This is a genomic window from Candidatus Methylomirabilota bacterium, assembly GCA_035315345.1.
Classification (GTDB): Bacteria; Methylomirabilota; Methylomirabilia; order Rokubacteriales; family CSP1-6; genus CAMLFJ01.
The window spans coordinates 30,520-53,645 of the sequence record DATFYA010000080.1; the positions used below are offsets into that span (position 1 = coordinate 30,520).

General features: G+C 70.4%; 22 protein-coding genes. 15 read left to right on the top strand and 7 right to left on the bottom strand.

From position 1 onward, the window contains the following. The first annotated feature begins 15 nt into the window (after positions 1-15). Positions 16-1,290, top strand: coding sequence for a vanadium-dependent haloperoxidase (locus tag VKN16_09755; GenBank protein HME94486.1), 1,275 nt, complete (start codon positions 16-18; stop codon positions 1,288-1,290). A 151-nt stretch (positions 1,291-1,441) separates the two neighbouring features. Here the strand turns inward: VKN16_09755 and VKN16_09760 are convergent, their stop codons facing one another. Then, positions 1,442-1,585 carry a hypothetical protein gene (locus VKN16_09760; GenBank protein HME94487.1) on the bottom strand — a complete coding sequence of 48 codons (144 nt, stop codon included), beginning with the start codon at positions 1,583-1,585 and terminating at the stop codon, positions 1,442-1,444. Positions 1,586-1,703: 118 nt separating this feature from the next. On the opposite strand from VKN16_09760, the gene VKN16_09765 reads away from it, so the two are divergent. The 13 genes from VKN16_09765 to VKN16_09825 all read left to right on the top strand — a co-directional run bounded on the left by VKN16_09765 (position 1,704) and on the right by VKN16_09825 (position 13,364). Continuing rightward, complete coding sequence (locus VKN16_09765; GenBank protein HME94488.1) at positions 1,704-2,900, top strand: CoA transferase; 1,197 nt, start codon at positions 1,704-1,706, stop codon at positions 2,898-2,900. Next, on the top strand, positions 2,897-3,682 hold the full coding sequence (locus tag VKN16_09770) for an enoyl-CoA hydratase (protein HME94489.1): 786 nt from the start codon (positions 2,897-2,899) through the stop codon (positions 3,680-3,682). The genes VKN16_09765 and VKN16_09770 overlap by 4 nt, the downstream gene beginning before the upstream one ends. Before the next feature lie 63 nt (positions 3,683-3,745). Continuing rightward, positions 3,746-4,780, top strand: coding sequence for a glycosyltransferase family 4 protein (locus VKN16_09775; protein HME94490.1), 1,035 nt, complete (start codon positions 3,746-3,748; stop codon positions 4,778-4,780). A 5-nt stretch (positions 4,781-4,785) separates the two neighbouring features. After that, positions 4,786-5,187 carry a 6-carboxytetrahydropterin synthase gene (locus tag VKN16_09780; protein HME94491.1) on the top strand — a complete coding sequence of 134 codons (402 nt, stop codon included), beginning with the start codon at positions 4,786-4,788 and terminating at the stop codon, positions 5,185-5,187. Next, complete coding sequence (locus VKN16_09785; protein HME94492.1) at positions 5,184-5,606, top strand: 6-carboxytetrahydropterin synthase; 423 nt, start codon at positions 5,184-5,186, stop codon at positions 5,604-5,606. The genes VKN16_09780 and VKN16_09785 overlap by 4 nt, the downstream gene beginning before the upstream one ends. 6 nt (positions 5,607-5,612) lie before the next feature. Further along, the gene (gene folE / locus VKN16_09790) at positions 5,613-6,176 is read left to right on the top strand and encodes a GTP cyclohydrolase I FolE (GenBank protein ID HME94493.1); all 564 of its coding nucleotides are present in this window, start codon (positions 5,613-5,615) and stop codon (positions 6,174-6,176) included. After that, entirely contained in the window at positions 6,173-6,889 is a 717-nt protein-coding gene (locus VKN16_09795; protein HME94494.1) for an SDR family oxidoreductase, read from the top strand. The genes folE and VKN16_09795 overlap by 4 nt, the downstream gene beginning before the upstream one ends. Positions 6,890-6,974: 85 nt before the next feature. Next, positions 6,975-7,301 (top strand): iron-sulfur cluster assembly accessory protein, encoded by a 327-nt coding sequence (locus tag VKN16_09800; GenBank protein ID HME94495.1) that lies wholly within the window; start codon positions 6,975-6,977, stop codon positions 7,299-7,301. A 28-nt stretch (positions 7,302-7,329) separates the two neighbouring features. After that, positions 7,330-8,019, top strand: coding sequence for a molybdenum cofactor biosynthesis protein MoaE (locus tag VKN16_09805; protein HME94496.1), 690 nt, complete (start codon positions 7,330-7,332; stop codon positions 8,017-8,019). A gap of 64 nt (positions 8,020-8,083) precedes the next feature. Then, positions 8,084-9,424: a tRNA lysidine(34) synthetase TilS gene (tilS, locus tag VKN16_09810; GenBank protein HME94497.1), complete on the top strand. Its 1,341-nt coding sequence runs from the start codon at positions 8,084-8,086 to the stop codon at positions 9,422-9,424. Between the two features lie 21 nt (positions 9,425-9,445). Continuing rightward, complete coding sequence (locus VKN16_09815; GenBank protein HME94498.1) at positions 9,446-10,921, top strand: DegQ family serine endoprotease; 1,476 nt, start codon at positions 9,446-9,448, stop codon at positions 10,919-10,921. A gap of 74 nt (positions 10,922-10,995) precedes the next feature. Beyond that, the gene (locus VKN16_09820) at positions 10,996-12,471 is read left to right on the top strand and encodes a sigma-54 dependent transcriptional regulator (GenBank protein HME94499.1); all 1,476 of its coding nucleotides are present in this window, start codon (positions 10,996-10,998) and stop codon (positions 12,469-12,471) included. An 8-nt stretch (positions 12,472-12,479) separates the two neighbouring features. After that, the gene (locus tag VKN16_09825; protein ID HME94500.1) at positions 12,480-13,364 is read left to right on the top strand and encodes a phosphate/phosphite/phosphonate ABC transporter substrate-binding protein; all 885 of its coding nucleotides are present in this window, start codon (positions 12,480-12,482) and stop codon (positions 13,362-13,364) included. 9 nt (positions 13,365-13,373) lie between these two features. Here VKN16_09825 and VKN16_09830 read toward each other — a convergent pair whose 3' ends face one another. Next, positions 13,374-14,426, bottom strand: a complete 1,053-nt coding sequence (locus VKN16_09830) for a prolyl oligopeptidase family serine peptidase (protein HME94501.1) — start codon at positions 14,424-14,426, stop codon at positions 13,374-13,376. Positions 14,427-14,666: 240 nt separating this feature from the next. Between VKN16_09830 and VKN16_09835 the strand changes: the two genes are divergently transcribed. Next, a complete protein-coding gene (locus VKN16_09835; protein HME94502.1) occupies positions 14,667-15,140 on the top strand; it encodes a hypothetical protein in 474 nt (157 codons plus the stop codon). A gap of 29 nt (positions 15,141-15,169) precedes the next feature. Here the strand turns inward: VKN16_09835 and VKN16_09840 are convergent, their stop codons facing one another. The 5 genes from VKN16_09840 to mgtE form a co-directional block, all read right to left on the bottom strand. Continuing rightward, entirely contained in the window at positions 15,170-15,772 is a 603-nt protein-coding gene (locus VKN16_09840; GenBank protein ID HME94503.1) for a class I SAM-dependent methyltransferase, read from the bottom strand. Positions 15,773-15,926: 154 nt separating this feature from the next. Continuing rightward, entirely contained in the window at positions 15,927-17,114 is a 1,188-nt protein-coding gene (locus VKN16_09845; GenBank protein ID HME94504.1) for a hypothetical protein, read from the bottom strand. Next, the gene (locus VKN16_09850; GenBank protein HME94505.1) at positions 17,101-18,888 is read right to left on the bottom strand and encodes an ABC transporter ATP-binding protein; all 1,788 of its coding nucleotides are present in this window, start codon (positions 18,886-18,888) and stop codon (positions 17,101-17,103) included. Before VKN16_09850 ends, VKN16_09845 begins: the two co-directional genes overlap by 14 nt. Then, the gene (locus VKN16_09855; GenBank protein HME94506.1) at positions 18,885-21,185 is read right to left on the bottom strand and encodes a glycosyltransferase; all 2,301 of its coding nucleotides are present in this window, start codon (positions 21,183-21,185) and stop codon (positions 18,885-18,887) included. Before VKN16_09855 ends, VKN16_09850 begins: the two co-directional genes overlap by 4 nt. A 592-nt stretch (positions 21,186-21,777) precedes the next feature. Further along, entirely contained in the window at positions 21,778-23,124 is a 1,347-nt protein-coding gene (gene mgtE / locus VKN16_09860; protein HME94507.1) for a magnesium transporter, read from the bottom strand. Positions 23,125-23,126 lie beyond the last annotated feature (2 nt).

The window sequence follows — 23,126 nt, forward strand, 5'->3', positions numbered from 1 at the left end:
CAAGGAGGCCAACGCATGCACTCGATCGCGCATCGCCGGCTCTACCGTCTGCCCCACGCTCTTCTGATGATCGCCGTCGTCCTGGCCGCGGCCCTCCCGGTTCCCCGCGCCGCCGGAGCGGACGCGGTCCTCCAGTGGAACGAGATCGCGCAGCGAACCGTCGCGACGGCCAACCCGCTGGTCCAGTCGCGGAGCATGGCCATCGTCCAGGCCGCGGTCGCCGACGCGGTGGCCGCGGTAGGGCGGGACTACGAGGGCTTCGCCCTGCGGGAGACCGCGGCGGCCGGCGCTTCCGCGCCCGCGGCGGCGGTGGCCGCCGCGCATGCCGCGCTGACCGCGCTGCACCCACCGGCCGCGCCGTCCCTGGACGCGGCCTATACCACGGCGCTGGCCGGCCTCCCGGACGGACCGGCCAGGGCCGAGGGAATCCGGATCGGCAAGGCGGCCGCCGCGGCGATCCTCGAGCAGCGGGCCGGTGATGGCTGGAACGCGCCCGCAAGCTACACACCCGTCGCCCGCGCCGGCCGCTGGATCCCGACGCCGCCCGCCTCCGCGGCCCCGCTCGGGCCGCAGTGGGGGCGGGTCAAGCCGTTCGCGCTCTCCCGCGCCGACCAGTTCCGGGCCCCGACTCCGCCGCCGCCGGACAGCGCCGAGTACGCGCGCGATCTCCGGGAGGTGTACGAGCTGGGTGGCGTGACCTCCCCGAAGCGGACCCCCCAGCTCGCGAACGTGGCCCGCTTCTGGATCATCTCGGGCATGCAGGGCTGGAACCCGGCCGCGCGCCAGGTGAGCACGTTCAAGAAGCTGACGCTTCCGCAGAACGCCCGGCTGCTCGCGCTGCTCAACGTCGCGATGGCGGACGGCCTCATCGCCTGCTGGGACAGCAAGTTTGCCCACGACACCTGGCGCCCGGTCACCGCCATTCACGCGGGCGGGCACGGGGTGGCCGCGGACCCGAGCTGGATGCCGCTGATCGTGACGCCACCCTTCCCGGCGTACCCTTCGGGGCACGCCTGCGCCGGCGGGGCGGCGCGCCTCGTGCTCGAGCGCCAGCTCGGGCCGGGCGGGCACGCCATCACGCTGACCAGCGCGACCGCACCCGGAGTGACCTTCACCTACGACAGCTTCAAGGCGATCGCGGATCAGGTAGACGAGGCGCGGGTGGTCGGGGGCATCCACGTGCGCCACGACCAGACGGCCGGCGGGGAGCTCGGGCGCCGCGTCGGCGAGCACGTCTGCCGCACCGCATGGCGGCTGCGGCCCGGCCCATCCTCCGGGTGCGGACCCTGACGCGCTACCGCCCGTCACCGCTGCGCCCGAGCGGGAGTGGGAAAGGGAGATGGAGGCGGCACCGCAGAAGGAGGAGCGCGATGGCCGACGCGCGTGGGCGCGGAGCCATGCAGCCAGCGAATGAGAGGAGCGCGTGAGTGGGGCTGAGCGGCTACGCCCGGCGGTTCAGGGCGCGCTCCCGCTCTTCCCACTGTTGCTGGAGGCGACGCTTGGTTCGTCGCTCCGAGACCTTGTGGACGAGCCCGAAGAGGAGGGAGAACGTCACGCCGGCGACGACGAGCAGCGCGAGCGTCATGAGCGGACTCGGTTCGGATGCGACGCCATGTTTCGATCGTAACCTAGCGGCAAATCATCACCAAACCCGGCCTCCGATCGGTTGAAGTCCCGTTGCCCCTCCGCTAGACTGTCTCCCCGTGACTCCCACCGATGGACGGCCCCTCGCTCGGTTCTCCGTCCTCGATCTGACCACTGTCCGCTCCGGCCCTACCTGCACGAAAATATTGGCGGATTTTGGCGCGGACGTCGTCCGGATCGAGCGGCCGGGTGGCGAGGGGCGGGAGCGCGTGTTCTTCGACGCCGCCGACCTGCATCGCAACAAGCGCAGCGTGGCGGTCAACCTCCAGGATCCGCGCGGGGTCGCCATCGTCAAGCGCCTGGCCGCCTCGGCCGACGTGGTCGTGGAGAACTACCGCCCGGACGTCAAGCATCGGCTGGGCGTGGACTACGAAACCCTCTCGCGCGACAACCCGCGTCTCGTCTACGCGAGCATCTCCGGCTTCGGCCAGGATGGCCCCTATCGTGACCGTCCCGGGTACGACCAGATCGTGCAGGGCATGTCCGGGCTCATGTGGCTCACCGGCACCCAGGAGAGCGCGCCGCTCCGCGTGGGCATTCCGATCGGCGACCTCCTGGCCGGCTACTTCGCGGCGCTGGGCATCCTCACCGCGCTGCTGGAGCGCGAGACGTCGGGCCGCGGCCAGCGGGTCGAGACCTCGCTGCTCGAGGCCCTGACCGGCAGCCTGTCGTTCCAGGCTGCCAAGTACGTCAACACCGGCGAGGTGCCGCCGCCGGTCGGCAATCACCATCCGCTGACCGCGCCGATGGGCGTGTACCGTGCTCGCGATCAGTTCTTCAATCTGGCCGTCGGCAACGACGACATGTGGCGGCGCTTCTGCAAGGTGCTGGAGCGGCCCGCCCTCGTCGACGATCCGCGATTCGCCGGGATGCTCTCACGGGTGAAGCATCGGCAAGCCCTCGACGCCGTCCTCGGAGAGATCTTCGCGACCCGGCCCGCCGCCGAATGGGTAGAGATGCTCAACGCGGTCGGCGTGGCGTGCGGCCCCATCAATACCGTCGACCAGGTCTTCGCGGATCCGCAGATTCAGACGGCGAACCTCGTCCGCAGCGTCAGCAACGCGGCCTGGGGTCCGCACAAGGTGCTGGCGCTGCCGGTGCATCTTTCCCGAACGCCGGCGCGGGTGGAGCGGGCCGCGCCGATGACCGGAGAGCACACCCGCGAAGTGCTGGCGTCCCTGGGCTACGACGCGGCCACCGTGGACAGCCTGATGGCCGACGGCGTCATCGAGCAGCACAAGGGAGAGACGATATGAGCGACCACATCCTGGTGGAGCAGGACGGTCCGATTGCCACCGTCGTGTTCAACCGGCCGAAGATGCGCAACGCGATCAGCCTGGCCATGTGGTCGGAGATCGCCATGGTGACCGAGCGCCTGTCCAAGGACGATTCGGTGCGCGCGATTGTCTACCGCGGCGCGGGCACCGACGCGTTCGCGTCGGGCGCGGACATCTCCGAGTTCCAGGAGAACCGCAAGGACACCGCCACCGCGCTCAACTACAACAAGCAGACCGAAGCCGCCTATTCCTCGATCCGCGTGTGCCCGAAGCCCACGGTGGCCATGGTGTTCGGCTACTGCATGGGCGGGGCGATGGCCCTCGCGATGGCGGCCGATCTGCGCTTCGCGGCGGCCGGCTCGAAGTTCGGCATCCCGGCCGCGCGGCTCAGCATCATCTACGGGCTCGATCCGGTCCACCAGCTGGTCGACCTGGTCGGGCCGGCGTACGCCAAGGACATCCTCTACTCCGCCCGTACCGTCGACGCCGAGGAGGCTCTGCGCATCGGCTTCATCCAGCGGCTGGTTCCCGCCGGCGAGCTCGAGTCGTACACCTACGAGTATCTCAAGAAGGTCGCGGCCAACGCGCCGCTGTCGGTGCGCGGGACCAAGGCGCAGGTGCAGGCGATCTTCGACGGCATCACCGACGCCCATCGCGATCATCTCCGCAATCTCGGCATCGCGACGTTCGACAGCGAGGACTACCGGGAGGGCACGCGGGCCTTCCTCGAGAAGCGGGCGCCCCGGTTCCAGGGGCGGTAGCCTCTGCGGATCACCGTCCTCTCCTCGACTCCCCTCAATCCGCTGGAGGGGAGTGGCACGTTCGTGGGCATCGCGGGGCTGGCCCAGGGGCTGGCCCAGCTCGGCCACCAGGTCTCGGTACGCCCGCTCGGCCGGCGCACCGGCTTCCACACGCTCGATCGCTGGCTCTACAACGCGGGGGTCTATCTCCGGCCCCCGCGGGATACGGACCTGGTCCTCGGGGTGGACCTCGACGGCTTTCTGTGGGCCCGCCGACGAGCGCTGCCGTTCGTGGCGAGCCTGAAGGGCATCATCGCCGACGAGCTCAAGAACGAGCGGGGCCGCGTGCGCGCGCTGCTCACCCTGCAGGCGCGCTGGGAGCGCCGGAACGTGGAGCGCGCCGACCTCGTGATGGTGACGAGCCGCTACTGCGCCGAGGTGGCGCAGCGCGAGTACGGGGTGCCGCCCGATCGCATCGCGGTGGTGCCGGAGCCGATCGATCTGGAGGTCTGGGACGATCAGTTCTGGCGCGCCCCGCGTCGCGCGCCCCGCGGTCCGGTGGTGCTGTGCGTGGCCCGCATGTATCCCCGCAAGCGGATCGAAGACCTGCTGCGTGCCGCCGTGATCGTGCGGGCGCGGATCCCCGAGGCGTCGGTGCGGATCGTCGGCCGCGGACCCGAATGGCCGGCGGTGAGCCGTCTCCACGCCCAGCTGGGGCTCGGCGAGGCCGCGGTGCTGCTGGGCGACCTCACCCGGGAGCGCCTGGCCGAGGAGTACGCCAACGCGTCCCTGTTCTGTCTGCCGTCGGTGCAGGAAGGTTTCGGCATCGTGTTCCTGGAGGCGATGGCGGCGGAGCTGCCGGTGGTGGCCTGCCGGATCGCCGCGGTGCCGGAGGTCGTGCTGGACGGCGCGACCGGGCTGCTGGTTCCGCCCCGCGACCCCGTCGCGATCGCAGAGGCCCTCGAGCGGTTGATCGCCGACCCCGCGCTGGCCCGGCGACTCGGGCAGGAAGGCCGTCGCCGGGTGCTCGGCTTCTCGCCGCGGCACGTCGCCGACCGCTTCCTCAGCGCGGTACACTCCACCCAGGATCGCCTGGGACAGCGGGCACGAGGAGGCTGAGGGGAATGGTGTACGCGACGCGGAAGTTCACGTTCTCGGCGGGCCACCGCTACTGGCGCCCGGAGTGGAGCGCCGAGGAGAACGCGCGCGTCTTCGGCTCGCTCACGGTGGCGCACGGGCACAACTACGGCCTCGAGGTCACGGTGCGCGGCGAGATCGACCCGCGCACCGGCATGGTGATGGATCTGGGCGAGCTGAAGCGGGTGGTCGGGGAGGCGGTGATCCGCCGCTTCGACCACGCGGACCTGAACCAGGATCCGCTCTTTCCGCCCGGCACCGTCCCCACCACCGAGAACCTGGTCCGGGTGATCTGGGATCTGCTCGGCCCCAAGCTCGGCGCCGAGCGCCTGCACCGGCTGCGCCTGTGGGAGGACCCGACCTTCTACGTGGACTACCTCGGCGAATGACCGATTTCACGGTCACCCGGTCGTACCACTTCAGCGCGGCCCACCAGCTCGCGAACCCGGCGCTCTCCGACGAGGATAACGCCGAGCTCTACGGCCAGTGCTTCCGTCAGCACGGGCACAACTACCAGCTCGAGGTGACGGTCGCGGGGCCCCTCGATCCGGCCACCGGCATGTCCGTCGACATCACCGTGATCGACGCGGCGGTGAAGAAGGCGGTGCTGGACCAGGTCGATCACTACGACCTCTCCGCCACCGTGCCCGCACTGGCGGGCGTGATCACCACCGGGGAGAACCTCGCGCGCACCTTCTGGGACTGGCTGGAGGCGGCGCTGCCCGCGGGCATCCTGCGGCGCGTGACCCTGGTGGAGACGGCCAACAACGTGTTCGAGTACTGCGGCGCGCCCGCCGCCGGGAGGTGATCGTCGATGATTGAGCGCCTCGTCCGCGATCTGCTGAAGGAGATCGGCGAAGATCCGACCCGGGAGGGCCTCGAGAAGACCCCGGTCCGGGTGGCCAAGGCCTGGGAATACCTGACCTCCGGCTACCGGCAGGACGTCCACGACGTCCTGAACGAGGCGCTCTTCACCGAGGAGTACGACGAGATGGTGGTGGTCAAGGACATCGATCTCTACTCGATGTGCGAGCACCACCTGCTCCCCTTCTTCGGCAAATGCCACATCGCCTACATGCCCTCCCGGAAGATCGTGGGGCTCTCCAAGCTGCCGCGGCTGGTCGAGATGTTCGCGCGGCGCCTGCAGGTGCAGGAGCGCCTGACCACCCAGATCGCTCACACCCTGAACGACGTGCTGCAGCCGCGCGGCGTCGCGGTGGTGATCGAGGCCCTGCACATGTGCATGCTCATGCGGGGGGTGGAGAAGCAGAACTCGAAGGCGGTGACCTCGGCCATGCTCGGCGCGTTCCGGGACAACGCGGGCACGCGCGCCGAGTTCATGGAGCTGATCCGGCCTCGCCTCGGAATGATGGTGTGAGGCTCGCCGGACGGGTCGCGGTCGTCACCGGGGCCGGCCGCGGCATCGGCCGCGCGATCGCCGGCGCCGTCGTCCGTGAGGGCGCCTCGGTGGTCCTGGCCGCCCGCTCGGCGGCCGAGATCGAGGCGGTCGCGCGGGAGATCCGGCAAGGCGGCGGCCGCGCCCTTGTGGTGCCCACCGACGTGAGGCAGGAGGCCGCGGTGGAGGCGCTGGTACGGCGGGCCCTCGGCGAGTGGCAGCGGGTAGACCTGCTGGTCAACGCGGCCGGGGTGGCCACCTTCGCCCCGGTGACCGACTCCAAGCTGGACGACTGGGATCAAATGCTCGCGGTGAACCTGCGCGGCGCGGTCCTGTGCTGCCGGGCGGTGCTACCCGCGATGATCGTCCAGCATCGCGGCACGATCATCAACATCGGATCGGTGGTGACCAGCCGATCGCTGACGGGCAGCGCCGCCTACACCGCGTCCAAATACGGGCTGCTCGGCTTCTCGCGGGTGCTCGCCGAGGAGATGCGTGCCCACGGGGTGCGCGTCGGGGTGCTGTCGGCGGGGGCCACCGACACTCCGCTGTGGGATGCCACGTCCGGGGCGCCCGCTCGGGAGCGCATGCTGCGGGCCGATCAGGTCGCCGAGGCCGCCCTTCTGATGGCCGCGCTCGATCCCAACGCGACGCTGGAGGAGATGACCCTGCTGCCCGCGGGGGGCATCCTGTGAGGCGGCCCGCGGGGCTCGGAGCCCTCTGCTATAATGAGGTCGCAGTCTTACACCACGGGCCAGGGACGAGCCCAAGGAGGCAGGAATGATCACGTTGACTGAGACGGCCGCCAAGAAGATCTCGGATCTGCGGCTCGAAGAGGGCAAGCCCGAGTGGGGCCTGCGGATCCGCATCGTGGGCGGCGGGTGCTCCGGCATGTCGTACGAGCTGGGGTGGGACGACACGGCGAGCGAGGGCGACAACGTCGTCGAGTCGAACGGCGTGAAGGTCTTCGTGGACTCGCACAGCGCCCCGTATCTGCAGGGCAGCGAGATCGACTACGTCGACAACAACATGCTGGGCGCCGGGTTCGCCATCAAGAACCCGAACGTGAAGTCGTCCTGCGGCTGCGGCTCGTCGCACCAGTTCTAGAACGCCGCGCGAGGCCCAGGTTCGCTCGATGAAGGTGCAGGTCCGGCTGTTCGCCCGCTATCGCGAGGAAGCGGGCCGTGACTCGCTGGACCTCGAGCTTCCGGATGGGGGCACCGTCGAGCGAGCCTGGGAAGCCGTCACCGAGCAGCTTCCCGTCCTCCTGCCGTACCGCCCCTTCACGCTCTTCGCGCTCCGCAACGACTACGTGGCCGCCGAGCATCCGCTGGGAGACGGCGACGAGCTCTGCCTGTTCCCCCCGGTGAGCGGCGGCGCGGACGGATCCGATTCGGATTGGATCGAAGTCACCACCGAGCCCCTGTCGGAGCGAGCGGTCGCCCAGGCGGTGGAGGATGCGGGGGCGGGGGCCCTGGCCTTGTTTTCGGGAGTGGTGCGGAACCAGACCGGCAGCCGGCGCGTGAAGTTCCTGGAGTACGAGGCCCACGGCCCCATGGCGCTGGCCAAGATGCGCGAGATCGGCCGTACCATCCGCGAGCGCTGGCCGATCGTCAGCCGGATCGCGCTCGTCCATCGCATCGGCCGCCTGGAGATCGGCGAGTCGAGCGTGATGATCGCCGTCTCCTCGCCCCACCGGGGCGAGGCCTTCGAGGCGTGCCGCTTCGCGATCGACACCCTGAAGGAGACGGTGCCGATCTGGAAGAAGGAGCACTTCGAGGACGGCGAGGTCTGGGTCGGCCTGCAGTGTGACCATCGCCAGTAGTCTCGCCGGCCGCGTCCTCGACACCATTCGCCGTCACGGCATGCTCGGTGACGGCGAACGTGTCTTGGCCGCCGTGTCCGGCGGGGCCGACTCGGTCGCCCTCCTCGACGTCCTCGGTGAGCTGCGCGCCTCGCTCGGGCTCGCGGTGAGCGTCGTCCACGTCCACCATGGTCTCCGCCCGGAGTCCGACGCCGATGCCGACTTCGTGCTCGCGCTCTCCGCCCGGCTCGGACTGCCCGCGCACGTCGAGCGCGTGGCCGTGAAGCGCGGCCCGCCGTGGGACGGGCTCGAGGCCGAGAGCCGGCGGGCGCGGCACGCGGCGCTGCAGCGGGCCGCGCGGGCGGTCGACGCCACCCGGATCGCGACCGGGCATACCGCCGACGATCAGGCGGAGACGGTGCTGATGCGCTTGCTGCAGGGCGCCGGCCCGCGCGGGCTCGGGGGGATCCCCCCGGTGCGAGGATGGCTGATCAGCCCGCTGATCGAGACGCGCCGGGCCGAGCTCGTCGAGCATCTGCGCGGGCGAGGGCTGACGTGGGTCGAGGACGCGAGCAACCGCGACGTGCGATTCCTCCGCAATCGCATCCGTCACGATCTGCTGCCGTTCATGGCCGGGCTCACCGGGACTTCGTCGGTGGAGGCGCTGTGTCGCTCGGCCGCCGCCGCCCGCGCGGTCGTCGCCGACCTCGAGGCCCGCGCTCGGGGCGATCTGGAGCGCCTGGCCACGCGCGAGCCCGTCGGCATCACGCTCGACGTGTCCGCGCTGGGGGCCGGCGCCGTGGAGCTGGGTGCGGAGATCTTGCGGCAGGCCGCGGCCGCGCAGGGCGAGACGGGGCCGCTGCGTGGCCCGGCGCAGCGAGCCATTCGCGCGCTGGTCGGTGAGGCGCCCCGCCGGCGGACGGTGCGGCTGGGCCGACTCGTCGCCGAGCGGAGTGGCCGGCGGATCCGGGTCGGGCCGGCCACGCTGCCCGCCCTCGCGGCACGCGTGTGGTCGCCGCCCGGCGATCTGGCGTTGCCCGAGATTGGCCGGTGCCTGACCGCGTCGATCGTCGTGCGCGATCGCGACTACGTCGTGCCGCGCGCGGCCGGGCGGGTGGCCTTCGACGCCGATGCGCTGCCGGCCACCCTCACCGTCCGGGCCCGGCGCCGCGGCGATGTGTTCTCCCCGTTCGGCGCTCCGGCGTCCGGCCCCGGCGCGCTGCGAAGGCTCAAGTCCTTCCTGATCGACGCGGGGGTACCGCGCTGGGAACGCCCGCGTACGCCGCTCGTCGAGGCGGGTGGCCACGTCATCTGGGTCGCGGGCGTGCGACGCGGGCGCCGCGCGCCGGTGACCGCGACCACCGCCCGAGTCCTCGAGCTGACGCTCCGCGACGGCTCGCTGGCCGTCGCTCCACCCCGGCGGTAAGATGTCGCGCGGAGGCCCGAGATGATGATCAGCCGTCGCGCCTCGACCTGGATGCTCGTGGTTTCCGCCATCGTCGGCCTGCTCGCGCCCACGGCCTCCGCGCAGCCCCGGGACGCGCCGCCGGCCCCACCGCTCCCCGCCCCGGACTCGCAGCGGCTGCTGCGCGCGCTGGAGGACGCCTTCGTCTCCGTCGCGGATCGGGCCACGCCCTCGGTCGTCAACGTGAGCGTCAAGGTCAAGCGCGAGGCGCAGCCCGAAGCGGGGCCGTCGCCCGAGACCGAGGAGCGGTTCAAGGAGTTCTTCGGCCCCGAGCTGTTCGAGCGGTTCTTCCGCCGCCGCAATCCGCGAGAGGAAGGACGCGCGGCCGGGTCGGGCGTGATCGTGGACGCGCGCGGCTACATCGTGACCAACAACCACGTGGTGGAGAACGCCACCGAGATCGAGGTGCGGCTCTCCGACGGCCACAAGTTCAAGGCGACCCTGGTGGGCCGCGACGGGAGGACCGACCTCGCGGTGCTCCGCATCGAGAACCCGCCCGGCCCGCTCCCGGTCGCCGAGCTGGGTGACTCCGACCGTCTGCGGGTGGGGCAGTGGGCCATCGCGATCGGCAACCCGTTCGGCCTGGACCGCACCGTGACCGCCGGGATCATCTCGGCCACCGGCCGCACCCACGTGGGGGTCGCGACCTACGAGGCGTTCATCCAGACCGACGCGTCGATCAACCCCGGCAACTCGGGGGGCCCGCTGCTGAACCTCGACGGGCGCGTGGTCGGCATCAACACCGCCATCGTCTCGAGCGGGCAGGGCATCGGCTTCGCGATCCCGATCAACATGGCACGCGACATCACGACGCAGCTCATCGCGCGCGGCCGCGTCGTCCGCGGCTGGCTGGGGGTGGTCATCCAGGACCTGACCGCCGAGCTGGCCGCCGGGTTCGGGGTCAAGGAGGACGCGGGCGTGCTGGTGGCCGAGGTGATGAAGGACGGCCCGGCCGCGGCGGGCGGTCTGCGGCCGGGTGACATCATCGTCGAGTTCGGCGGCACCGCCATCAAGGACGTGCCGGATCTTCAGAAGCGGGTGGCCGCGATCGAGCCGGGCAAGCCGGCGCCGCTCACCGTGGTGCGCGACCGCAAGAACGTCACCCTGAGCGTGAAGGTGGGCGAGCAGCCGAGCGAGGAGGCGCTGGCCGCGGCGGAGAGCGGCGACGACATCCTGGGGCTCTCGGTCGAGCCGCTGACGCCCGACACCGCGCGGCAGTATCGCCTCTCGGCCCGGAGCGGTCTGCTGGTGACCGAGGTCGCCCCGGACAGCCCGGGCGCCGCGGCGGGCATCAAGCCGGGTGACGCCATCATCGAGGTCAGCCGCCGGCCGGTGAGCGATCCTGCCGTCTTCAGGCAGATCGTGGCCGCGCTGAAGCCGGGCGAGTCGGTGCCGGTGTATCTCCAGCGAGGCGGTGGCCGGAACGAGTACGTGATGCTGACCGCTCCGAAGCCCTGACGAAAATCGCTTGACAGTTCTCGCGCCGCTCCCTATGGTGCCGCTCACTGTCCGGGGATGGAAGGAGAGCGCGCGTGAAGGGTCAGCAGTGTCTACGGAAGGACACGGCCGAGCCGGGTGACGGGGCCGCGGCCTACCGACCCCGCCCGGTGGTGCTGGCGATCGACGACGAGCCGGGCGTCCGCGAATCCCTCCAGCTCATCCTGCAGGACGAGTTCGAGGTGCTCGAGGCCGCGGATGGCCCCTCCGCGCTCGCGGTGCTGGCGGAGCGGCAGGTGGACGTGGCCCTGCTGGACGTCCGCATGCCGGGGGAACCGGGCTCCAAGGTGCTGCCCAGGATCCTCGCCATCGACGACTCGATCCCGGTCATCCTGATCACCGCCGATCCGCACCTGCGGATGGCGGTCGACGCGATGAAGGCCGGCGCCTACGACTACGTGGCCAAGCCCTACGACGTCGACGAGATCCTGACCCTCGTGCGCCAGGCTGCCCAGCAGCGCGGCCTGGAGCGCGAGGTACGCTACCTGCGCGCCGAGCTGGACCGGGCTCACGGCTTCGATCAGCTGGTGGGCCGCCACCCGCGCATGGTGCGCCTGTACGAGACGATCGCTCGGATCGCCCAGACCCCGGCCACCGTGCTGATCACCGCGGAGAGCGGCACCGGCAAGGAGCTGGTGGCGCGCGCCATCCACAATCAGAGCCCCCGCCGGGCGCAGCCGTTCGTGGCCGTGAATCTGGCCGCGATCCCGGACACCCTGCTCGAGTCGGAGCTGTTCGGCCACGAGAAGGGCGCCTTCACCGGCGCGCACTCGCGCAAGCTGGGCAAGTTCGAGCTGGCCCACGGCGGCACGCTCTTCCTCGACGAGGTCGGCAGCCTCCGCATCGACCTGCAGGCCAAGCTGCTGCGTGCGCTCCAGGAGCGCGAGATCGAGCATCTGGGCGGGACCCGCACCATCCAGGTCGACGTGCGCGTGATCGCCGCGACCAACACCGATCTGCGCCAGGCGATCCGGGCCCGGACGTTCCGCGAGGATTTGTACTACCGGCTACACGTGGTGCCGATCACGGTGCCGCCGCTGCGGGAGCGGAAGAGCGATCTGCCGGACCTCGCCGCGCACTTCATCCGCAAGTACGCCCAGGAGTTCAAGAAGGACGTGCGCGGCGTCTCGCGCGGGGCCCTGGTGGCCCTGGACGCCTACGACTGGCCCGGCAACGTGCGCGAGCTGGAGAACATCATCGAGCGCAGCGTGGCCCTCGCCACGCGGCCGGTGATCCGGCTGGACGACCTGCCGCTCGATCTGGCCATCAACGAGGTGGCTCCGGGGCGCGGCGAGACCGACGCGGCGCCGCTCAGCCTGAAGGAGGCCCGCGATCGCTTCGAGCAGGCCTACGTGCTGCGCGCTCTCGAGCGCGAGGACTGGAACCAGAGTCGCGCGGCCAAGGGGCTCGGCGTCCATCGCAACACGCTGATCGCTCGCCTCGGCGCGTGGGGCATCAAGCGGGACCGCTCCGCGACGTCGATCCGGCCCGCGGCAAGGGAAGGCGCCTAGGGCGTGGCGTGATCGCGCGCATCGCTCGTTCCGCACTGGCGATCCTGCTCACACTGTCCGCCCTGCTGCTCGGCGCTGTCGCCGGTGGCGCGCAGACGCAGCTCACGCTGGCCCTGACGCCGTCCCGCGACCCGACCGCGCTGAAGGAAGCGGGCGACGCGTTCGCCCAGGCGATCACCCGGATCTCCGGCGTTCCCGTGAAGGCGATCGTGGCCTCGGACTACGCGGGGGTGATCGAGGCGCTTCGAAGCAAGCGCGTCGACCTGGCCTTCGTCCATCCGGTCGGCTATGTGCTGGCCAACCGCGAGGCCGGCTGTCAGATCCTGGTGCGCGACGTGTGGCAGGGCAAGACCGCCTACACCGCGCGATTCTACGTCCGCAAGGACCGCGGGATCCGGCGCGTGGAGGATCTGCGCGGCAAGACGGTGGCCTTCGTGGATCCCGCGTCGTCGTCCGGCTACATCTATCCGATGGTCCTGCTCATCAAGCAGGGACTCGTGCGGGATCGCGACCCGAAGAGCTTCTTCAAGGACGCGCTCTTCACCGGCACGCACGAGGCCGCGCTGCAGTCCGTGCTGCGCGGCCGGGTGGACGCGGCCGCCTCCTTCGACAAGGCGCCCGAGCTGCACCTCAAGGACCCCGCGCTGATCGCCCAGCTGGGATTCGTGGGCGAGACGCCGGAGATCCCGGAGGCCGGGATCTGCGCGCGACCGGACCTGCCCGCGGACCCGGTGGCCCGGGTCAAGCGCGCGCTGCTGTCCATCAAGTCGCCCGAGTACGCCGCCCTGCTCAAGCAGATCTACGACATCGACGGATTCATCGAGGCCAGCGATCGCGACTACCAGCCGGTGCGCGACGCGATGGCCTTGATGAACTTGAGCCCGCCCAGGTAGGCGCCCGTCTCAGCGCTCCGCATCACGACGGAAGGCGAAGAACGCGGCCCACAGCCGCGCGAGATCGCCGAGCTCGGCGAGGCGCCCGGCCTCCACGTGCGCCACCGCGCCCACGATGGCGACCCGCACGGGACGACCCGCCGCGCGAGCCGCCGCCGCGAGCCGGAGACTCTCGGTGAAGGGGACCGCCGGATCCTCCCGGCCGTGCACGAGCACGAGCGGCGCGCGCAGTCCCGACACCACGCGCGCCGGAGACAGCGCCTCGAGCAGGCCGCGCGTGTGCTCGGGTAGTGCGCCGGCCAGCGCATCGAACGCGGCCGGATCGCGATTGTCCACGAGGCGGCGTCCGGTCTCGCCCACCAGCTCGGCGTTGGCTCGGGAGAACTCGGCGATGGCGTCCTCGAGGACCGGCCGGCGTCCGGTGACGCCGTCGTACGCGTAGGCGCCGGTGAGCGTGTAGCGGAGCAGCTCCATCGCGGAAGCGTAGCCGCCGAGCGCGAGGACCGCCGACACGGCGGGCGCCACGGACGGGTCCGCGGCGGCCAGCAGCGCGGGGCCGGCGCCGAGACTGATGCCGAGCACGGCCACTCGCTCGTAACCGGCGGCGCGGAGCGCCTGCACGCCGGCGCCGACGGCGCCGGCGTCCTCGGGCCGTAGCCGCAGCGCGGTGAGCCCGGTCACCGTCGGCACCGCGACCGCCCAGCCGGCTCGCGCGAGCAGCCGCGCGGCGTCGCGGAGCCGCGCGTCGTCCTTGCCTGCCCGGGACAGGCCGTGCACGAGCACCAGGCCGGGCGGCCGCAGGAGCGCCGGGCATGCGTAGAGATCCACCGCGACCGGTCCACCGGATCCGGTCGAGGCATCCAGCGCGCGCACGGCGGGCTCCGGGCTGATCACGGTCAGCGGGTGCCAGCGTCCCTGGCCGAGGAACTCGAGCAGGAAGGCGCTCGTGAGAATCATCGACGACGCGGTCGTGACGACGGGCAGGGCGAGGACGATGGCCAGGGTGAGCCGGAGCCCGGCACGCAACGGCGATGCGCCCTCGCTCGCGACCGCGGAGCTCACGCGCTCATGATGGCGAAGCCCCCCACCGGGCTGCAACTCTCCCGATTCACCGAGTAAGCGCACGTCGGTTGGCCGCGCGCGGGCTTCTTCGGGCATTTCTCCGCCGGGCCGGCCCGGTCGAGGCAGGATGCCCGCGCCGGGCTCGATGGCGCGCAAGAGTTGCGAGTGATTCCAGCCGGTTAGCCCTTACAGCGCGTGGCATTCCCGATGCTCTCTCCGACCCCGAGGAGGGCCACTGACATGAACGCGATGACCGGACGAGTGCTGATCGTTTTCGCGGTGGCAGTCTGTCTCGTTGCCCTCGGCGGACTCGAGATGCTGACCGAGCGTGCGGGCATGGATCGCGCGGCCGTGTCCACGCTGCGCCTCGGCGTCGTCGAGCGCGACCCGGTCTGGGACACGATCGCGCCGGCAGAGTCTTCCAACCCTGCGCTCGATACCGCGCACCTGACGATGGCGGGCCCGGGCGGACGGATGACCGTGCTGGACGTCGACGAGAAAGCCGGACGGCTCGTGGCGGTGAGCGGGAGCGGGCGCGTGCTCGAGTCCGAGGTGGATCGCCGCACGGTGGTGGTGAACGAGGGCAAGCCGATCGGTCGTGTCGCTCTGCTCCAGGCGGGCGATGTCATCCGATTCGAGCCGGCCACGGGGCAGGTCCGGACGATCGTGCTGCTGCGGCAAGCCGGGCGTCAGCTGGAGAGCCCCGACCAGTAGGGCGCCCGAGCGCCCGGCGCGAGGCGGGTCTATTTAGGGTTGACGCACTTGATCAGCCGCCACCCGTTGAACAGATTCACCTTGGTGGTGATCTCGGGGATCAGGCCCACCTGACGCAGGAGGGGCTCGAGCGACAGGTTCGACTTCCATCCGAGGCGGGTGCAGACGGGCGCGACGAGGTCTTCGAGGCGGCCCACCACGGGTCGCTCGCTTCGGAAGTGGTTCAGGATCACGATGTTGCCCCCAGGCTTCACGACCCGCTTCATCTCGCGAAGCACGCCGACCGGGTCCGGCACCGCGCTGATGGTGTAGGTGGCCACCACCGAGTCGAACTCCCCCTGCCCGAAGTCCATGGTGGTGGCGTCCATGGTCTTCAGCGTCACGTTCCCCAGCCCCAGCTCCACCACCTTGTCCTGGGCCTTCTGGAGCATCTCCTCGGAGAGATCGATGCCGGTCAGTCGGCAGTTGGTGGGGTAGAGGGGGAGGTTGAGGCCCGTGCCGATCCCGACCTCCAGCACGTTGTGGCCGCGCTGGATGTCGAGAAGCTGGATGGCGGCCTCACGGCCGGGGTGGAAGATCCAGTCGAAGACGAAGTCGTAGGCGGGCGCGTAGAGCTTGTACGCCCGCTTCACCTGCCTCTTCTCCAGTGCTGCGTCCAAGCCGGCAGTCCTCCAGGGTTCGAGACGCCCCGCCCTCCGCACTTTTAGCATAGCCTGACGCAGGTTGCCAAGCGCTTTGTACCCTGCTGATCGTCAAACGGGACGGGAAGTTACAGCGAACCGCCCGCTACAGGTCGGCCTCGCGGCACAGCGTCGAGAGCACCCGATCCGCCCCGAAGAATTCCTCTGCGATTCGACGGGCGGCCCGGCTGTGGAGGGGGTACTCGCGGTTGATCGTCTCGATGGCGGACGCGGCTTCCTCCATCGACTCGAAGGCGAACAGGCCGGCCCCGGTCGGCACGAACTTGCCGAATCCCGTGTCCTGGGTCACTACGGGCTTGCCCGCGGCCAGGTAGCAGACGCTCCGGTCGCTGAACCACCCGCTGCGGGTCCGGACCACCAGGTCCTTCGAGACCGTGAACTCGCCCCGGGATCGGGAGACGTGCTGCTGGTAGGCGTCCAGGCTGTGCGAGGCCTCGAAGGCGTCGGTGAGGATCCAGCCGTGGCCGGTCAGCAGGTCACGCGCGGCCGCGTCGCCGCCTTCCAGGGCCAGCTCGAGGGGCTGGGAGGTGCGTCGGGGCAGGTCGAGCAGGCGCAGGAAGTTGAGGTGCTTGGACCAGTAGTAGGTCTCCCCCCTGAACGCCAGGTCCTTGCCCGTGTTCTTCCAGGTGCACACGGTCGAGAAGCGCTCGGAGGCCGGATTGCAGGTGGCGTCCCACAGCGCGGGAATCACGGGCGGGCGGGTCGGCCGCCAGTTGAACTTCTCGACGGGGATCGGGGAGTCGGGCTGTCCGAGGTTCTCACCGTACGTGAAGTGATGCGTATGGTTCCCAAGAGCGTCGATAGCGTGCTGGTCGCCCAGGGCCACCCGCACCTGCTCGAAGACAGGGTCCGTCTCCACGTAGACGCGGATCGGGCAGCGCATCTGCTCTTCCCACAGTGGGTTGGCGCCGCACACGTTGAAGATCGCGTCCGCATTCCGATACAGGTCGTCCAGCCGCTGGCGTGATAGGCCATGGTATGTGCCGATCACTCGCCGGTGTTCACCGTCCGCACCCCTGTCCACGTAGCTCCAGCGGTCGGCCAGGTCGAAGCGGCTCATCACGTCGGCGAGAAAGGCCACCCCGTAGCTCGAGTCCTCCACCACGCTCTTCACGCGGGGATCGTAGGGATGGGCACCCGAGTCCTCGACGTAGTAGACCTCGTGGCCGAGACGGGAGAGGCCGAGCACGTAGTGCAGCGCCTGCCAGCCGATGCCGCCGAGAGGATAGCGGCCGGCCAGGTGCAGCACCACGACCCGCCTACGGGATGACAAGCGAATCTTCCTGCCGTGGCTCCTGCGACTGTGACCCGTACATGGCGGCGAAGGGACCACGGCGGGCGAGCAGGGTCTCCAGCGAGCCGTGCTCGACGATGCGGCCGTCCTTGAGCACCACCACCAGGTCCGCCATCCGCACCGTCGAGAGCCGGTGCGCGATGATCAGGGTGGTGCGGCCCGCCTGCAGCTGCTCGAGGGCCTCCATGACGAAGCCTTCCGTCTGCGGGTCCAGGGCGGAGGTGGGCTCGTCCAGGATCAGGATCGGCGAATCGCGCAGGATGGCGCGGGCGATCGTGATCCGCTGCTTCTCGCCCTCCGACAGGGTGACGCCCTGCTCGCCCACCGCGGTGTCGTAGCCGCGGGGCAGACGGGTGATGGTGTCGTGGATGCGCGCGGCCTTGGCCGCCGCCACGATCTCCTCGATCCGGGCGTCGGGCCGGCCGAAGGCGATGTTCTCGCGCACGCTCACCGGGAATAGCAGCGGCGGCTGCAGCACCATCGCAATCTGCCGGCGCAGGGAGTCCAGCCGATACTCGCGGGCATCCACGCCGTCGATCAGCACGCGCCCGCGCGTCGGATCGTAGAAGCGGGGCAGCAGGCTGAGCAGGGTGGACTTGCCGGCGCCGGTGGCCCCCACCACCGCCACGCGCTGGCCGGGGGCCACGCGCAAGCTCACTCGATGGAGGACCGCCGCCCCCGGCGAGTACCCGAACTCCACGTCGCGCCACTCGATCTCGCCGCGGGCGCCCTCGGGCGGGAACACCCGGGTGCCGTCGGGCAGGTCCCGCTCCACGTCGAGCACCTCGAGCACGCGCTGCACGCCGACCCGGGCGCTCTGGGCCAGGCCGTACACCTGGAACATGTTGTTGATCGGCACGTAGAGCGAGGCCAGGTACGAGATGAACACCACCAGCCCGCCGACGGTGAGTGTGCCGTCCATCACGTGGCGGGCGCCCATCCACACCACCGCGGCGGTGCCGACCGCGATGACCAGATTGACCACCCCCGCATAGAACGTCTGCAGGGTGTAGAGGCGGAGCCCGGCATCGAGGCTGCGCTCGCTCGCGGTCATGAACCGGCGATGCTCCTCGTTCTCCCGGGTGAAGGCCTGGATGACCCGCATCGCGGCCATCGCCCGCTGCACGACGCCGTACACCTCGCTCTCCCGCTCGCGCACCTCACTGGCCGCCGCCGTGATGCGGCGGTTCAACCGGCCGATGGTCAGGAGCAGGAACGGGCACACCGCCAGCGCGAGCAGGGTGAGCTGCCAGTCGAGGCGCAGCATGATCACCGCCATGCCGACCAGGAGGATCAGCGCGGTGGCGGCCGGGAACAGGCAGTTCATGGTGAGCGACTGCAGCGCGAACGTGTCGGCGGTCACCCGGTAGAGGAGGTCGCCGGCCTGGGCGCGGCTGTGGAACGCCATCGAGAGCCGGTGGAGATGGGCGTAGAGGTCGCTGCGCAGGTCGCGCACCATCCGCTGGCCGATGCTGATGGTGGTGTAGTTGCACAGCACCGTGAACGCGCCGACCGCGGCGTAGATCACCACGAGCATGAGGCACGCGGCGAGGAGCAGGCCGCCCGCGGTGAAGGTGCCCCCCAGTCCGGCGGGCAGCGGCTGCCCGCCCAGCACCGAGTCGATGATCAGCTTGACCGGCCAGGGCTTGAGCAGCTCGAAGCCGCTGATCAGGCAGACCTGCAGCAGCGCCCACAGGATGCGCCCGCGGTGCGGCCAGAGGTAGGCGGAGACGCGGCGGACGAAGTGGCTCACTGCACCTCGACCGAGCGCGCGTCGAGCGGCGGGGCATAGTGGAGCTTCGCGCGCCGGGCCACCGCCTGCAGGGCGTCGTTGAGCGTGCGTCCCAGCGCCATCGCTTCACGGACGAGCGCGGCGGCCGCCACCGCGCCGGTCGCGACTCCCGCCGCGATCAGCGCGGGAAGGCCGAGGTGCAGGCCCAGTCCCGCGAGCGCCACGCCGCCCACCACCATCCCCTGGGCCACCCGCGAAGGGCGGAGCGCGCACTTCACCCGCAGCACGCGGCGCTCGCCGCCGTGATTCTCCGTGCACACCTTGATCCGGCCGCGCGACCAGATGCCGCCGTGCGCCTCCAGATCCCACTCGCTCCAGCCCTGATCGACCAGGACGAAGTACTTTCGCGCGCCCAGGACGTCGATCATGCCGTGCAGCAGCGTCTCCTTCTCGAGCGCGTCCTCGGTCCAGAAGGCGGCCGCGAACGCCCGCTCCCGCCACGACCACGGCGGCGACTGCGACGGCTGCTCCGACGACGACGGCTGAGCCGCGGTGAGACCGCGCACCCACCAGCGATAGCGCTCCAGCGACCGCAGCAGCGGGCCGAAGTAGGTGAGGACGGAAATCAGCAGGCGGCCCCGGAGTCCGCCGGCCAGAGGATCGACCCGGGCGCGCATCGCGGCCACGAGACAGCAGGCGAACGACAGCGCGATGGGCGCGGCGCCCACCCAGTACCAGCCGCCGCGGATCGCCCCGTAGAGCAGCAGCAGGGCGCCGACCAGGTTCCATTCGAGCGTGAAGGGCAGGTAGGAGAGCACGGTGGACGGCGGCTGATAGAGCGTCTGGAAGAGACCGCGGCCGAACACGCCGCCGTAGATCACCGGGCGCCTCAGCGAGAACAACGCCGAGATGCCCCCGTAGATTCGCCCGCGCCAGCGCGAGTAGCCGAGCGCGTTGAAGCGCTGCGGGTGACGGAAGTAGAGGAGCGCCTCCGCCTTGCCGTAGCCCTTTTGCTGCCCGATGTAGGCCTTCATGGTGTTGCGCCGGAAGTGCCACACCATCGCGGCGGGGCTGAAGCCGATGCGATAGCCGCGGTCCTGCAGCCGCCAGCACACGTCCACGTCGTCGCCCGCCGACCGGTAGATCGGATCGAAGCCGCCGATCTCCTCGAGCACCTCCCGGCGGAACGCCATGTTGCAGCCCGGAATGTGCTCGGCCTCCACGTCGTCCAGCAGCACGTGGAGCGGCCCACCCGGCGACGCGGCCACGCAGGCCGCGACCATCGAATCCTCCGGCGGCGGCAGGTTCGGCCCGCCCACCGCGGGGAGCCCGGTGTGTAGGAACGTGGCGACCAGGTAGTGCAGCCAGTCCGGATCCACCACGCAGTCGGAATCCGTGAAGGCCACGATCTCGCCGAGCGAGGCGTTGATGCCCACGTTGCGCGCCGCGCTCAGGCCCTTGTTCTCCTGATGGATGACGTGCATGCCCTCGAAGCGGTCGGCGATCGCCCCGGTGCGATCGGTGGACCCGTCGTCCACCACGATCACCTCGAAGGCAGGATAGCGGAGCTTCTGCAGCGACGTGAGGCAGGCTTCCATGGTGGGCTCCGCGTTGTACGCGCAGATGACCACCGAGACCTTGGGATACTCGGGGAGGGCCGGCAGCCCCGCCGAGGCGTACCAGCGCTGCACCGCGTGGAACGCGGGCTTCTTCCGCCGCTCGCGGTCCACGAGCCCGAAGGCCCAGTTCGCGATGTCGCATCCGCCGGTGTGCCACTCGTCGGTGTAGGAGAAGACCACCGTGCCGGCCGCGCCCATCTCGAGCGCGGCGCGCACCTGCCAGGACAGCGTGGCCGCCTGCACCATCTCGCCTTCACGGATGGAGTCGATGCCGAACTCGGTGAGCACGAGCGGCCGGTCGCCGGCGAGCGTGTGCAGCCGGGAGAGGTACTTCCGGAACTCGGGCTCCGAATGCAGGTACACGTTGAAGGCGAGGAAGTCGGTGAAGTCGGTCTCGAGGTACTCGGTCGACGGGAAGTTCGCGTAGCCGACCGGCGTGTTCGGCTCGATGCGCTTGATCAGCGATACCAGCTCGCGCAGGAACCCGGTGATCCGCTGTGCTCCGTACCAGCGGACGATGTCCGGCGGGATCTCGTTGCCGACCAGGAAGGCGCCCACCGCGGGATGGCCCTGACAGGCGACCACCACGTCGGTCACGGCGCGCCGGACCGTGTCCGTGATCTCCTCGGAGTCCAGGAAGCAGACGTGCTGGGCCCACGGAATGCCGACGAGCACCCAGAGGCCGCGATCGGCGGCCATGTCCAGCAGCCATCGCGGCGGCGGCGTGAAGAGCCGGAGGCAGTTGGCGCCCAGCTCGACGATCAGGGAGAGGTCCCGCTCGACGACCTCCGGAGCCGGGTATCTGAAGCTATTCGCGTCCGGGGCGAAGGGGCCGTATGTGACGCCCCGAAGCGGTACCTTGTCCTCACCAGCGAAAAAAAACTTTCCTCTGACTTCCAGCCGGGGTCGAGACTCCGCCGGCTCCGCGCGCCGGATGGCACGCGACGTGGATTCGAGCGTCACGGTCCTGAAACCTCCTTGAACGCCTCAGCGGGGGCGCTCAGGTTCATAGTGCTCCTCGTGACCCTCGGTGCACCCGTAGCAATAAGGCCGTAAGGCTGGGAGCGGTCCGCGCCGAGGGCGGCTCGGAAGTGGCTGAGATTCAGGAGCCACTTCCCCGGCGTGGTCTAAGGCAACCCGCATGCCAGCGTGCGTCATGGCCGGCGGATCGGACGTTACCTCGGAACGCATGATTTCGCAAGGGTCTGGCGCTCGGAAGGTTTTGCGCCCTCGCAAGGAGCGAAACTCGCGCCTCGTTTTTACACGACCACAAGTAATTCTTACCCCCCGATTACAGCAGGAAGCGGATCAGGAGGGTGGCCAGGCCCAGGAACGAGAAGAAGCCGAAGACGTCCGTGAAGGTCGTGATGATGACGCTCGAGGCGATCGCCGGATCCACCCGGAAGCTCTTGAGCAGGAGCGGGATCACCACCCCCACCACCGCCGCAACCACCATGTTGAGAGTCATGGCCACTGCGATGATCGTGGCCAGCAGCGCCTGGCCCTTCCAGAAATAGGCGATGACGGCCATGACGAGCCCGGTCGCCAGCCCGATGGTCAAGGCGAGGGTGGTTTCCTTCCGCAGCACCCGCCAGACGTGACCGCCGGTCATGTCCCCCAGAGCCAGTCCGCGGACCACCACGGTCGCGGTCTGGGTGGTGCCGATACCACCCATGGACGCCACGATCGGCATGAACACCGCGAGCAGGGCCAGCTCACGGATCGAGCTCTCGAAGAGGCCGATGACGGAGGCGGCCAGAATGGCGGTGGCCAGGTTGATCAGGAGCCAGACGAGGCGCTTCGGGAATACCGTCTGGGCCGAGTCGAGCACGGTCTCGTCGCCCGCGGCGCCGCCGAGGCGCTGGATGTCCTCGGTGGCTTCCTCGCGGATGACGTCGATGACGTCGTCGACCGTGATCACCCCTAGCAGGCGGTGGTCGGCGTTCACCACCGGAATGGCCACCAGGTTGTACTTGGCGACCAGCCGCGCCACCTCCTCCTGGTCCGTGTCCGGCCTGACGCTCACCGACTCCTCCTGGCGGAGCAGTCGCACCGGCGCGGCGGGATCGGCGGTGACCAGTCGGCGCCAGGGCAGGCTGCCGACGAGGTGCTCGTGGTCGTCCACCACGTAGAGCGTGGGCGCGGTCTCGGCGACCGGCGACTTGCGGATCTGATCCACCGCCTGCGCGACCGTCATGTGCTCGGGCACCGCGAGGATGTCCGGGGTCATGAGGCGACCCGCGGTCTTCTCGCCGTACTCGAGCAGCTCCTGGACCTCCTCCGACTTCTCTTCCTTCATCAGGTCGAGGACCTTCTCGACCTGCTCTGCGGGCAGCTCCTCGAGGACCTGGGCCGCGTCGTCCGGCCGCATCCGATCGAGGATGCTCGAGATCTCGCCCTCGTCGAGGGCCCGCGCCAGCTCGTAGAGCGGCTGATCGTCCAGCTCGGCCAGCACGGCCCCGGCGGACTCGCGTGCGAGCAGCCGGAAGAGCGTCACCTGATCGGGCAGCGCGAGGTCTCGCAGGGCCGCCGCGATGTCGGCGGCGTGGGCGTCCTCGAGAACCTGACTCAGTCGCTCGCGGCGTCCCGACTCCAGGAGGTCCCGGACGGTGTCGGTGAGACGGGCCGCCTCGGCCATGA

Excerpts from the sequence above, each read along its gene's own strand:
- folE (HME94493.1), top strand. The coding sequence starts at position 5,613 with ATGATTGAGCGCCTCGTCCGCGATCTGCTGAAGGAGATCGGCGAAGAT.
- VKN16_09835 (HME94502.1), top strand. The coding sequence starts at position 14,667 with ATGAACGCGATGACCGGACGAGTGCTGATCGTTTTCGCGGTGGCAGTC.
- VKN16_09805 (HME94496.1), top strand. The coding sequence starts at position 7,330 with ATGAAGGTGCAGGTCCGGCTGTTCGCCCGCTATCGCGAGGAAGCGGGC.
- VKN16_09785 (HME94492.1), top strand. The coding sequence starts at position 5,184 with ATGACCGATTTCACGGTCACCCGGTCGTACCACTTCAGCGCGGCCCAC.
- VKN16_09800 (HME94495.1), top strand. The coding sequence starts at position 6,975 with ATGATCACGTTGACTGAGACGGCCGCCAAGAAGATCTCGGATCTGCGG.
- VKN16_09760 (HME94487.1), bottom strand. The coding sequence starts at position 1,585 with ATGACGCTCGCGCTGCTCGTCGTCGCCGGCGTGACGTTCTCCCTCCTC.
- VKN16_09780 (HME94491.1), top strand. The coding sequence starts at position 4,786 with ATGGTGTACGCGACGCGGAAGTTCACGTTCTCGGCGGGCCACCGCTAC.
- VKN16_09770 (HME94489.1), top strand. The coding sequence starts at position 2,897 with ATGAGCGACCACATCCTGGTGGAGCAGGACGGTCCGATTGCCACCGTC.
- VKN16_09815 (HME94498.1), top strand. The coding sequence starts at position 9,446 with ATGATGATCAGCCGTCGCGCCTCGACCTGGATGCTCGTGGTTTCCGCC.
- VKN16_09855 (HME94506.1), bottom strand. The coding sequence starts at position 21,185 with ATGGCCGCCGATCGCGGCCTCTGGGTGCTCGTCGGCATTCCGTGGGCC.
- mgtE (HME94507.1), bottom strand. The coding sequence starts at position 23,124 with ATGGCCGAGGCGGCCCGTCTCACCGACACCGTCCGGGACCTCCTGGAG.
- VKN16_09755 (HME94486.1), top strand. The coding sequence starts at position 16 with ATGCACTCGATCGCGCATCGCCGGCTCTACCGTCTGCCCCACGCTCTT.